Genomic DNA, 11758 nt, shown 5'->3' on the forward strand with positions numbered 1-11758 from the left:
GGAAGACTTGACAAACCTGGTAAAAATTACTACCTTTGCACAAATTATTCCTACCTGGGTCTGATAAGAGGTGTCGAAAAGCGCCCACCCAAAGGGTACTAACTTGATAAATATACAATACATCATGTACGGAATCGTAGAGATTCAAGGCCAACAGTTTAAGGTCGAGAACGGACAAAAGCTATTTGTCCACCACATTAAGAATGTAGCTCAGGGAGACACTGTCGAATTTGATAGAGTTCTTCTCCTTGACAATGGTAGCGTCAAAGTAGGCTCTCCTGTAGTGGATGGGGCTAAAGTTGTATGCGAGGTGCTTGATCCACTTGTAAAGGGTGACAAGGTGCTTATTTTTCACAAGAAGCGCAGAAAAGGCTATCGCAAACTTAATGGGCACCGCCAACAGTTCACCAGACTCGCAGTCAAGGAAATTATTGGTTAATCTATCACTCATATTTTTAATCTAAAAAAGACAAAGGATCATGGCACATAAAAAAGGTGTTGGTAGTTCTAAGAACGGTCGTGAATCACACAGCAAGCGACTTGGCGTTAAGAAATATGGTGGTGAAATAGTAAAGGCGGGCAATATCATCGTTCGTCAGCGTGGCACTCAGCACCATCCTGGTGATAACGTAGGTATGGGTAAGGATCACACACTATATGCCCTCATCGATGGCGTGGTGGTGTTCTCTCGCAAGAGAAATGACCGCTCATACGTATCTATCCAAGCTTAAAATCGGACATCCGACAAAAAGCGAATAGAACAATAAAGCTAAACAGTGGCGATGTCCTCCTTCGGAAAAGAATATTGGGACATCGCCACTGCTCTTTTTAGAGAGACAAAAGCTCAAAAATTCAATCGGATAAGCATGCAACGTAAAGTACTGATCCTAATACTTACGCTCCTGATGATGGGAAGCACATCCTGCAGAGTCAACAAACCTGTGGTGATGAATCGTGTGTGCTTACCGCCTCAACCATCATTAGAGGTAAAAAAGCAAATCAAGAATCTTTCGTTCAAACTAAAAACCCCGGTATCGGCAGAGGACAACCTGACGCTTTACGAATTTATAAAAGACTGGTTGAGAGTGCCGTATAGATACGGAGCTTATACTAAAGCCGGGACAGATTGTTCAGGCTTTGTGTACCACTTGTACAAAGACGTGTACGGGATCAATGTAACTCGGACATCGGCTCAAGGGTTAAGAGAAAGAAGTCATACTATCCCCAAAAAAGACCTGAAAGAGGGAGATCTGGTATTCTTCAATATCCGAAACAGAACAGGAGGAGCAGCCTCACATGTAGGGGTTTATCTCAAGAACGGACTATTTGTACACGCTGCGACACGTACAGGTGTGACTATATCTCGTCTGAGTGACAGTTACTACAGCAGGTATTATCTCTCAGCAGGCAGGATCAGAGAATAGTGAAAAAGACTCCCCAAAAGCTTATCAGCAGCCCTAAGAGGAGACCGTCCCTGGTATTGTTCGACATGGATGGAGTCCTTTTTGATACCATGCCGGCCCATGCAGATTCATGGCATTCCACTGCAAAGGCATACGGTTTGGAAGCCACAAGAGAGGAGTTTTATCTCTATGAAGGGCAAAAAGGGAGTGACACCATCAAACATCTATACAAAAGACAGTATGGGAAAGATGCGCCGGAAGAATTCGTAAATGAGGTCTACAACCACAAGACCAGCCTCTTCCGTGAACAAGCCGAGATCAACCTCATCCCGGGAGTGGACAAACTCATAGAATATTTCAAAAGGAATGATATAAGGGTCGGAGTCGTAACAGGAAGCTCAAAGGGCAATGCTTTAGACAGGATCAAAACATTCTTTTCCGACCACATTGACCTAAACAATGTGATCACCGCCGATGACTGTACGCATGGAAAGCCTGCGCCTGAACCTTATCAAAAAGGGATGGCTCTATTTGATGCCGACCCGAAAGATACCTTGGTCATCGAAAATGCACCTTATGGAGTTGAAGCTGCTGCCAAAAGTCACGCCTTTGTTGTGGCTGTGATGACAGGCCCCGTACCTGAAAAGGTATTGTATGACAATGGTGCAGATATTGTGCTACCAAACATGGATAGCGTCATGGACTGGTGGACACAAAACTATGATAACGTATAAAAAGTCAAACTGATCCGATGCTACCCCTTCAACGGTTATCACAAAAAGAACTCAAGTTGTATGCATCCCTACAGGTAAAAAAGTATAGGGAACTGCATCATTTGTTCATCGCCGAAGGGATCAAAGTTATAGAAGAGACGATCAGCTTGTTTGAAATAGAAGCTATCCTGGTCACTTCAGAAAAGACATTGGATTTGTTGAGATCCAACTCCGCCTTTAACCTACAAAAGGTTAGACTCGTCGATGATAAAGAAATGGCTCGGCTTTCAGCTTTAGATAGAGGAAAAGATATCATTACTATTTACAAGATTCCTGATTCTCCTCAACTCTCAGCTCCCCAAGGCTTATACGTAGCCTTAGACACCATCCAAAATCCCGGCAACATGGGTACCATCATCCGACTCTGTGATTGGTTGGGTATACGCCATATTTTATGCGGAACAGGCTGTGTAGACATCTACAACCCCAAGGTCGTCCAGGCAACAGCAGGAGCATTGGGCTCCGTCATCGTTCATGAGAATGTAGATCTGACAGACATCCTCCCAAGACATTTTAAAGTGATCTGTGGCACAAAGATGGAAGGCACACCGCTCAATCAAATATCTCAGCATAATCCGAACGAACCCACTTGCATACTCTTCGGCAATGAGGGTCATGGCATTTCTGCTGATCTCCAAAGCATCTGCACAGACTTCTACTCCATCCCGGCTGCCCCATCATCCACTACGGACTCTCTCAACGTAGGCATCAGTGCAGCTATCATCCTTTCAAAACTCACAGGATTGACCTAAATAATTTATCTCCATAAAGTTATGCTTAGAAAAATCTTTCCCGTATTCGCAATCTTACTCTTTACGTCCCTTTCACTTTTGGCTCAACAACCGAAGGTCAAAGAGGTCATGGTCGAATTCAAGACAAACAAGGGGGTATTCGTAGTCAAGCTATACAATGAGACACCAAAGCATAGGGACAATTTCCTGAAGCTCATTGCGAATAAAAGTTATGACAATATCATATTTCATAGAATAATCAATGGCTTCATGATCCAAGCAGGAGGAAATGTCCTAAATGGAGATGAGGAAACAAAAAAAGAATTGGAGGAACGCTACAAGGAGACCATAGAAGCAGAATTTATGTACCCCACCCTCTTTCACAAGCAGGGCGCGTTGGCAGCTGCCCGGGTCGGAGATGGGGAGAACCCGGAAAAAAAATCCAGTTCGTTTCAGTTTTATATCGTCACAGGAAAATTTTTTCTTGATCACGAGTTAGACAAGACGTTTGTCAAGAAAGGGCTACCTCTTCCCAAGGAGATAAAGGATATATACTTGTCAAAAGGAGGAGCACCTCACTTGGATGGAGAATACACCGTCTTTGGGGAGATCGTAAAGGGGGACAAGGTCATCGACAAAATACAGCATGTCGACACAAACGATGAAGACCAGCCTATCAAACCGGTGTATATCAAATCTGCCAAAATAATAGAGAAATAAAAATATTTGGAGAATTCCACTATCTTTGCCAAATGAAAAAGCAGTAGGAGACTTGTCGCTGGATATCGTCACTTGTGACATATCGAGAGGAAAGTCCGGGCAACACAGAGCGCCATACTTCCTAACGGGAAGGCGTCGTGAGGCGCATTAGTGTAACAGAAAATAACCGCCGGCTCGTCCGGTAAGGGTGAAAAGGTGAGGTAAGAGCTCACCGAGGAAGTAGTGATACTGACTGCCGTACACATTATGGGTTGTAAGATCATGTATACCGACGCTGTAGGGTTGCTCGCCCGATGTCGAGGGGTAGATCGCTGGAGATGCAGGGTGACCTGCATAGTAGATAAATGACAAGAATCCCTATAAGTAGGCGTGCCCTTGATATAGAGATAACAGAACCCGGCTTACTCCCTACTGTCTTTTTTCAACATATAACCCCTCAGCTTCAACTTATGGACGAACAACAGAAAGCTCAAAAACAGCTCAAAAAGATACAAGAAGAAAGATTAGAGAACGAAGCTAAAAAAAGTAAAGCTGCCGGTTTCATCCAAAAAGCCGTAAAGTTCCTCACTCACGACATGTGGCGGCTCTACTCCTATGACGTGGGAGGCATCAAAGGATATCTCCTCAACGCTGCAAAAGTACTTTACATATCCATCACCGAATTCATCAATGGGAACGTAAGTCAAAAAGCCTCCGCTCTGACCTATACGACCCTCCTCTCGATAGTACCATTCTTTGCCATACTGCTCAGTATTGCTACAGGTTTTGGTATGAGGGAGTCTGTACAAGAACAGTTGTACTACTATCTCCCGGGACATACGGTCGAACTCCAAAAGGCATTCGAATTTGTCCAAAGTTATATGGATCAGATCCAAGGTGGTGTAGTGATAGGTATCGGGGTGATCGTACTCCTCTATACCGTACTGAGCCTTATGGCGACGATCGAAGACACCTTCAACGAAGTCTGGCATATCACCAATACGAGAGAGTGGAGTAAGCGCCTGCTCGGATACTTTGCAGCCTTTTTCATCCTGCCACTCCTCATGGCAGTCTCTGCCGGGACGAATGTATTCATCAGTTCGCTCCAAGACATATCATTTGTAGGAGGATTTACCCTTTCACCACTTATCGAAACCCTACTCAGGGTGATTCCATTTGTGGCAGTCGTGTTGATCTTTACATTCATGTATTGGATCATGCCCAATGCCAAGGTAGGCTTCGTTGCAGCATTTATCCCCGGTCTGATAGCCGGGATTGCCTTTCATTTCTTCCAATTCCTATATATCTCAGGACAAATATGGGTCAGCAAGTACAACGCCATCTATGGTAGTTTTGCAGCTATCCCGCTTCTTCTCTTGTTTATCCAGCTCTCATGGTTGATATGCCTCTTCGGTGCACAACTCTCATATGCCATCCAAAATATCGAACGCTACGCGTACAAAAAAGAGTGTGCCAATATCAGCCGAAGGTTTATTGACTTTGTGGCTGTGGTGATCATGAAAAAAGTCTGCACCAACTTCAAATACCAGGAAGAGTCATATACAGCCGAAAAACTGGCCAAAGAGTGCAACCTTCCCATCATCATTATCACCGACACCCTGAACAAACTCATCGAGGCCAACCTTCTGTTGGAGCACCCGATCAAAGGAGAGCCTTACTCCCCCGTCTATCTACCCAAACTTGAGGTCGAACAGATCACCATCGGCAGAGTACTCTCGGCTCTCGACAGACTTGGAGCCGAAGAGTTCGGTATCGACATTTGGGACAAATATGCCGACGAGTGGAATACCATACGCAACAACCGCATCAACCCTCTCGAAGATGCAGACAGATTGGTCGTAGATATCTGAAAATCAGATAAAATCATCTGCAAAAGGCACAGAAATTGACTCAGAGTCGTTTTTGTGCCTTTTTGCATGCCTTAAACACCGGGATTGAATGGGCTGAAAAAAGGTTGTCTAACTTGATGTGTCAAGTTAGACAACTTCATTCATCAAGGTAGGCACATTGATTTCGGAGGTTCACTACCCGACGTGAGAGAGTTGCCAAAATCCCCCCATCCACAGACTTACCCAAAGGGAGACACAGTAAGATCGATATGACTCTTGCGGAGGTATAGGATTGAGCTTCAAAAAAGAACCGATATTGGCACCTTTTACTTATCTTTGTATACGTAGGGGAGTGCGCCGGCCTCGCCTGCAAAATAGAGAGGAAACAAGTAATTAGACATAACGATAAGATGAAAAAGGTAGACGTCCTACTCGGACTACAATGGGGAGACGAAGGTAAAGGGAAAGTCGTCGATGTACTTACCCCTCGGTATGACTTGATCGCACGTTTTCAAGGCGGGCCCAACGCAGGGCACACCCTTGAGTTTGACGGCAAAAAGTTTGTACTGAGGTCCATACCGTCGGGCATCTTCCAAGGCGGAAAGATCAATGCAATCGGCAACGGTGTCGTGCTTGACCCCCTACTCTTCAAGGAAGAAGCTGAAGCGTTGGAAAAATCAGGTATCAACCTCAAGGAACGCTTGTACATCTCAAAGAAAGCCCACCTCATAATGCCCACTCACAGACTCCTCGATGCAGCCAACGAAGCTCGCAAAGGAGATGCCAAGATAGGCACTACCGGCAAGGGTATCGGCCCTACATATACAGATAAAGTGAGTCGCAACGGACTCCGTGTCGGTGACATCTTGGATAACTTTGAGCAAAAATACCAAAAGGCCAGGGCACGTCACCTTGACATCCTTTCATCCGTGGGCGATGTCGCTGATTTTTCAGAGTTGGAAAAGTCTTGGCTCGACTCCATATCATACCTCAGAGAGTTCAGACTCATAGACAGCGAATACTTCATCAACGAGACGTTGCAGGAGGGCAAAAGTGTCCTCGCCGAAGGAGCGCAAGGCTCTCTATTGGATATCGACTTCGGTTCATATCCGTTCGTGACCTCTTCAAACACAGTTTCGGCCGGATGTTGTATCGGGCTCGGGATATCACCAAGGTCTGTCGGCAACGTATATGGGATATTCAAAGCCTACTGTACCCGTGTGGGAGCAGGCCCGTTCCCCACCGAACTTTTTGACGAAATCGGAGAGACCATGTGCACCAAAGGACGTGAGTTCGGCTCTGTCACCGGAAGAAAACGCAGATGCGGATGGCTCGATCTCGTGGCGCTCAAGTACACAACAATGCTCAACGGAGTTACCGATCTCATCATGATGAAGAGCGATGTGCTCGATGAGTTCGAAGAGATCAAGGTCTGTGTGGCATACGAGATCGATGGCGAAAAGACCGAGTATTTCCCATTCGACACAGCGGCTGACATCACTCCTATATACAAGACCTTCAAGGGATGGCAGAGAGATATGACTACCTGCTGCAGCGAGGAAGATTTCTCTGAGCCGTTTGCAGAGTACATCGGATTTATCGAATCTTATCTCGGCATCCCGATCTCCATAGTCTCCGTAGGCCCCGATCGCAAGCAGACGATCATCCGAAAGAGATAAAAACAATGATCAACAGAAACACTAACTAAAGCACTCATTTATGGCAATAAATACACCTTGGATACTCATGATGGTCATCCCCCTTCTGGGAGCGTTGGTCTCGATGATGCTCAACTCAAAGTTCAAGAAGTACTCCAAAGTCCCTCTTGCAAGCGGCATGACAGGAAAAGAGATCGCAGAGAAGATGCTCGCAGACAGTGGTATCACAGATGTGCGTGTCATATCTGTCGGAGGCATGCTCACGGATCACTACAATCCTACCAATAAGACTATCAATCTCAGCGAAGGGGTCTACAGCGTCAACAGCGTGGCTGCTGCGGCAGTAGCTGCACACGAGACCGGCCATGCCATACAACATGCCAAGGCCTACGCTCCGTTGCGCCTGCGTTCGGCAATGGTACCCATCGTGTCTTTTGCGTCCAACATAGTCCAATGGATATTGTTGGCCGGTATATTTTTAGTTAATACTTTCCCATCTCTTTTGTTGTTCGGTATCATCTTATTTGCATCGACAACATTGTTCAGCTTTGTCACCCTTCCGGTCGAAATAGATGCAAGCAAAAGAGCCCTTGTATGGCTCAAACAGGCCGGAGTGACGACACCTCAGCAACAACCGATGGCATTTGATGCCCTCAAAACCGCTGCATACACGTATGTGATAGCAGCCTTAGGTTCGCTCGTGACACTCTTATACTACTTGTCGATCTACTTGGGACGTCGAGATTGATCGCCCAAAAGATTAACATTTGCTCAATAATAGAGCGAAAAAGTCAGAAAATAAGTGTACATTTGCGGATAAGTGGATATGTAAATAATAAATACAATACCAAATACAACTACTATGGAAGTAAAGAAATCCCCAAAGGCCAACTTAGAGAACAACAAGCAGCTCTACTTTCTTATGGGTTTGGTTGTCGCTCTTTCGGTTGTCTTTACAGCGTTTGAATTAGGTCAAAAGGAGATCAAGTTCCAGGACATCAGTAGCAATCAGGTTGTTGAAGAAGTTGAAAACATCGATGCTACTCCACCTGAAGATAACACTGCTCCACCACCTCCTCCCCCACCACCTGCACCTGCAGTACCTGAGGAGATCAATGTGGTAGAAAATGACGCCAAGATCGATCAGTTTGAAGTTTTGTCTGTAGACGATAACCAGAACAAGGAACAAGCAGTTTTTGCTCCACCTTCAGCAGGTACAGGTCGTGCCGAAGCTGTTCAGGATGACCAGGTCTTCGACTTCCTCGAAGAAATGCCTGAATTCCCGGGAGGAGAAGTAGAAATGATGAAATTCCTCCAGAAGAATGTCGTTTACCCAACTATCGCTCAGGAAAACGGTATCCAAGGACGTGTGTCTGTGGGCTTCGTGGTAGAGAAGGACGGATCTGTTTCTGATGTGAAAGTCCTCCGTGGAGTGGACCCATCACTTGATAAGGAAGCTGTGCGAGTAGTAAAATCTATGCCAAAATGGAAGCCCGGTATGCAAACCGGTAAACCGGTGCGTTGCCGCTTTACAATACCTGTAAACTTCCGCCTAAGATAAAAGTCCGATCCTGACAAAGGACTAAAAATGAGCAGAGCGTTAGTGGTCAAACACTGACGCTCTGCTCATTTTTTCAGATACTATGGGGCAGGCTCAAATCCAACACTAAGATCTGACAAGAACAAATACTACAAAAAAAGATTCGTCAAAAGTTGCTTACAAAGCAGATTTCTTCCTCATTATAATTATGGTATATTCCTATAAGGCAACAGATCTTTTATCATGCAATATATTCCTATCCATGTCACTCGGGAATAAATCAAAAATAACTACTACGGATTCAGTTCCTTCTCCAATTAGATATTTCCTCTCACAAAAAAATACGAGAGATAAGAGATTTGGCTCAGCCCATCATTGATGAGCCTACCTGATGATAGGCAACCGATCGGTCTACGTGAAGTCAAATCCATACTTTATCAAAACATAAATCCTCAGACTGAGAGTTTCATGAAGATGACAAATGCATAGCCCGACCTTTCTCATGAATGTAGCCAATGCGCTTCGGGATCAAACGCCGGTTTGAAAATGATGAAGTTACCCCGGAAGTCGACAGCAGTACATATAGCTCTGCATTCGTCTTCAGTTTGAAAAAAATAAAGTAGCCCCCAAAGTCATGTGACTTTCGGGGGCTACTCAAGTTCATACGTGATTTATTGGGTACAACGTCGAAGAGAAATGCAAAAGAATGTATCCTGATACAGAGGGTTCTGCACATATCACCGCCATCAATCGGAAGGAAAGAGGGGACATCATCCAAGCCCCTCAGCAGGGAGATACATCTTGAGGGCTTCAAAATGAGCCTTGAAAGCTTGCCGTCCGTGCTCCGTAATTTTACACGCTGTACGAGTACGCTTGCCGACAAAGCCCTTTTCCACTTCAATATACCCGGCAGTGGAGAGCTTATCGATCTGCACACTCAGATTGCCACCTGTTGCCGATGTCTTTTCCTTGAGAAAGAGAAAGTCTGCTTCCTCTTCTTGCATCAGGATCGACATGATCGACAGCCTTAGCTCAGAGAGTAAAAGAGGGTCAAGTGGTGGAAGTTGAAGTGACATCACACATTTATTTTAAGGATTGACGTCTCTTCTTCATGAAGTAGCAGCCGGGAATGACATTGATGAAGAAGATCACGATAATGAAGTAAAGAGTCTCATCTGCAATATCCAACAGACGAGAAAAATAAGCCCCATAAGCATATGTAACAAGCAACCCGATCAAGGATGTGACCTTGAGGATCTTTACGCCAAGAGCGAACCCCATGATGGCTTGAGCAATACCTATGAGTAACATAATAGTAAAAATGGGAGGTTGTACGAAGATGCTGACCAGAAAGATATTCAACCCGATGACAGTCCATACGGTATCGATGATCTTGTCGATCTTGTTGAGTCCACCTTCGTTCTTTTGAGAAGTCAGGATCGTAAGTAAAACCCCAATGATCGGCAGTGCCAACCAGGCCAAAAAGGCTTTATTGCCATACATAGGTATAAGCAGATAAACCGCCACCCCTACAATGAGAGTAAGCCATCCCCATATCAGGTAGGGAATATAGAAGCTGCGCTCGATGCGTCGCTCACTTTGTCGGATCATCCGTGTGATGATTTCCAGACTTTCACTTGGTGTCAAATCTTTTGTATCCATAACATTAACTTTTAAGATTGGTAATCATATTGAGTTCTATTCCGGAATTCATCACAAAGACAGAACAGTTTATTCTATAAACCAAATTAAATCACAAATTATGTTTCACTGCACCCCCCCCACTATATATCTAAAGTATAAATATGCCCGAAAGCTCATTTTCATCCCGGGTATATATTAGGACATAAAAGATCGTCTAACTTGAGAGTTCAAGGTAGTTATCTTGATTCATCAAGGTAGGCACGTTGGATTTGCAAGGTAGGCACATCGATTTAGCTCCTTCCTTACCCTCGGTCACGAGGAGGCAAAGCAGGCTCTAAATCATATTCCATATATCGACATGAGGTACAGTGATGTCCGAATCGCCTTAACAAGCCGACAAAACGCGAAAAAGTCAGAAACAAAAACAACACACACAATCATCTATAAAACAGACATATAAGAACAAAACCGACTTAATCAAAAAGAAAAATTTCGTTACCCACGCGAAAAAAATCGGTCAAACTCTTGGTGGTTAAAATAAAACTATTTAGATTTGCAGTGTACTAATATTGTAACACACAGAATCACAGCTAAAATTATTCACTAAATAAATAACACTAAGATGATAGAAGTTAATAGTCTGAGATTTCGCTATCCGATGAAATTTAAGTTGTTCAATGATATTTCATTTAATATCGGTAGCGGTAAGATTGTGGGCCTCCTCGGCAAAAATGGTGAGGGTAAAACCACTTTGCTCAAACTCCTTGCCGGTCAGCTGCTAAGACTTGATGGTAAGATGAGCATATTCGGCGAAGATCCGGGACAACGTAGCGTTCACTTTCTTTCGAATGTATTTTATCTTCCCGAGGTCTTTTACATCCCAAAGGGCGTGACCATAAGGAGCTATTTCAACGCACTCAAAGGCTTCTACCCTAATTTCTCGGAGGAGATTGCGACCGAAGCGATGCGAGACTTTGATATCAATTACGACATGAAGTTGAACAAGATATCGCAAGGTCAGCAGAAGAAGGCCTTCATTACCTTTGCCTTGGCAGTGAGAGCACAAGTACTCCTCATGGACGAACCTACCAACGGGCTCGATATCCCATCCAAGAGTGCATTCAGACGTCTGCTCGCAAAGCATACGAGTGATGAACAAACAATCATCATCAGTACACATCAGGTACGAGACTTGGAGCAGATCATTGATCACATCATGGTGATGCACACCAACAAAATCATCCTCAATGACAGCATCGCAAACTTGTCCGAGTACTTCACATTCAGGACAGTGGGCAAAGATGAGACAGCCCTCTATCATGAGATGACACCGGCGGGGGTGTTCGGCATCTTCAAGAAAGACCTCGATGACGACAGCACCTTCTCGACCGAACTCTTCTTCAACGCTCTTATCAGCGACAGAGAGAAGATACTCAACATCCTCCCACAACAATAATTCG

13 protein-coding genes and 1 other RNA gene are annotated in these 11758 nt (G+C 44.7%); 12 read left to right on the forward strand and 2 right to left on the reverse strand.

Translation table 11 applies throughout. From position 1 onward, the window contains the following. Positions 1–124 precede the first annotated feature (124 nt). From rplU to Q4A14_RS02650, 11 genes are all read left to right on the forward strand, one after another. Positions 125–439, forward strand: coding sequence for a 50S ribosomal protein L21 (rplU, locus tag Q4A14_RS02600; protein ID WP_303169724.1), 315 nt, complete (start codon positions 125–127; stop codon positions 437–439). A gap of 40 nt (positions 440–479) precedes the next feature. Next, positions 480–731 carry a 50S ribosomal protein L27 gene (gene rpmA / locus Q4A14_RS02605; protein ID WP_303169725.1) on the forward strand — a complete coding sequence of 84 codons (252 nt, stop codon included), beginning with the start codon at positions 480–482 and terminating at the stop codon, positions 729–731. Between the two features lie 135 nt (positions 732–866). After that, a complete protein-coding gene (locus tag Q4A14_RS02610) occupies positions 867–1424 on the forward strand; it encodes a C40 family peptidase (protein ID WP_303169726.1) in 558 nt (185 codons plus the stop codon). Further along, positions 1424–2137, forward strand: a complete 714-nt coding sequence (locus Q4A14_RS02615; RefSeq protein WP_303169728.1) for an HAD family phosphatase — start codon at positions 1424–1426, stop codon at positions 2135–2137. Before Q4A14_RS02610 ends, Q4A14_RS02615 begins: the two co-directional genes overlap by 1 nt. 17 nt (positions 2138–2154) lie before the next feature. Continuing rightward, positions 2155–2928: an RNA methyltransferase gene (locus Q4A14_RS02620; RefSeq protein ID WP_303169730.1), complete on the forward strand. Its 774-nt coding sequence runs from the start codon at positions 2155–2157 to the stop codon at positions 2926–2928. Positions 2929–2949: 21 nt separating this feature from the next. Then, entirely contained in the window at positions 2950–3627 is a 678-nt protein-coding gene (locus Q4A14_RS02625; RefSeq protein ID WP_303169731.1) for a peptidylprolyl isomerase, read from the forward strand. A 39-nt stretch (positions 3628–3666) separates the two neighbouring features. Next, an RNA gene (gene rnpB, locus Q4A14_RS02630) (RNase P RNA component class A) lies at positions 3667–4047 on the forward strand. A gap of 29 nt (positions 4048–4076) precedes the next feature. Further along, on the forward strand, positions 4077–5477 hold the full coding sequence (locus Q4A14_RS02635; protein ID WP_303169733.1) for a YihY/virulence factor BrkB family protein: 1401 nt from the start codon (positions 4077–4079) through the stop codon (positions 5475–5477). Between the two features lie 389 nt (positions 5478–5866). After that, complete coding sequence (locus tag Q4A14_RS02640) at positions 5867–7135, forward strand: adenylosuccinate synthase (protein WP_303169734.1); 1269 nt, start codon at positions 5867–5869, stop codon at positions 7133–7135. 46 nt (positions 7136–7181) lie between these two features. Next, a complete protein-coding gene (locus Q4A14_RS02645) occupies positions 7182–7862 on the forward strand; it encodes a zinc metallopeptidase (protein ID WP_303169769.1) in 681 nt (226 codons plus the stop codon). 114 nt (positions 7863–7976) lie between these two features. Then, the gene (locus Q4A14_RS02650) at positions 7977–8675 is read left to right on the forward strand and encodes an energy transducer TonB (RefSeq protein WP_303169736.1); all 699 of its coding nucleotides are present in this window, start codon (positions 7977–7979) and stop codon (positions 8673–8675) included. Positions 8676–9424: 749 nt separating this feature from the next. On the opposite strand, the gene Q4A14_RS02655 is transcribed toward Q4A14_RS02650, so the two are convergent. Both Q4A14_RS02655 and Q4A14_RS02660 read right to left on the reverse strand, forming a co-directional pair. Further along, on the reverse strand, positions 9425–9730 hold the full coding sequence (locus Q4A14_RS02655) for a transcriptional regulator (protein WP_303169738.1): 306 nt from the start codon (positions 9728–9730) through the stop codon (positions 9425–9427). A 7-nt stretch (positions 9731–9737) separates the two neighbouring features. Beyond that, positions 9738–10316: a hypothetical protein gene (locus tag Q4A14_RS02660; protein ID WP_303169739.1), complete on the reverse strand. Its 579-nt coding sequence runs from the start codon at positions 10314–10316 to the stop codon at positions 9738–9740. A gap of 604 nt (positions 10317–10920) precedes the next feature. On the opposite strand from Q4A14_RS02660, the gene Q4A14_RS02665 reads away from it, so the two are divergent. Next, entirely contained in the window at positions 10921–11754 is an 834-nt protein-coding gene (locus Q4A14_RS02665) for an ABC transporter ATP-binding protein (protein WP_303169740.1), read from the forward strand. Positions 11755–11758 lie beyond the last annotated feature (4 nt).

The organism is Porphyromonas sp., from assembly GCF_030529325.1.
Classification (GTDB): Bacteria; Bacteroidota; Bacteroidia; order Bacteroidales; family Porphyromonadaceae; genus Porphyromonas_A.

What these genes read in the sequence shown, in the direction of transcription:
- rplU (WP_303169724.1), top strand. Translation starts at nt 125, where the DNA reads ATGTACGGAATCGTAGAGATTCAAGGCCAACAGTTTAAGGTCGAGAAC.
- rpmA (WP_303169725.1), top strand. Translation starts at nt 480, where the DNA reads ATGGCACATAAAAAAGGTGTTGGTAGTTCTAAGAACGGTCGTGAATCA.
- Q4A14_RS02610 (WP_303169726.1), top strand. Translation starts at nt 867, where the DNA reads ATGCAACGTAAAGTACTGATCCTAATACTTACGCTCCTGATGATGGGA.
- Q4A14_RS02620 (WP_303169730.1), top strand. Translation starts at nt 2,155, where the DNA reads ATGCTACCCCTTCAACGGTTATCACAAAAAGAACTCAAGTTGTATGCA.
- Q4A14_RS02625 (WP_303169731.1), top strand. Translation starts at nt 2,950, where the DNA reads ATGCTTAGAAAAATCTTTCCCGTATTCGCAATCTTACTCTTTACGTCC.
- Q4A14_RS02635 (WP_303169733.1), top strand. Translation starts at nt 4,077, where the DNA reads ATGGACGAACAACAGAAAGCTCAAAAACAGCTCAAAAAGATACAAGAA.
- Q4A14_RS02640 (WP_303169734.1), top strand. Translation starts at nt 5,867, where the DNA reads ATGAAAAAGGTAGACGTCCTACTCGGACTACAATGGGGAGACGAAGGT.
- Q4A14_RS02650 (WP_303169736.1), top strand. Translation starts at nt 7,977, where the DNA reads ATGGAAGTAAAGAAATCCCCAAAGGCCAACTTAGAGAACAACAAGCAG.
- Q4A14_RS02655 (WP_303169738.1), bottom strand. Translation starts at nt 9,730, where the DNA reads ATGTCACTTCAACTTCCACCACTTGACCCTCTTTTACTCTCTGAGCTA.
- Q4A14_RS02660 (WP_303169739.1), bottom strand. Translation starts at nt 10,316, where the DNA reads ATGGATACAAAAGATTTGACACCAAGTGAAAGTCTGGAAATCATCACA.
- Q4A14_RS02665 (WP_303169740.1), top strand. Translation starts at nt 10,921, where the DNA reads ATGATAGAAGTTAATAGTCTGAGATTTCGCTATCCGATGAAATTTAAG.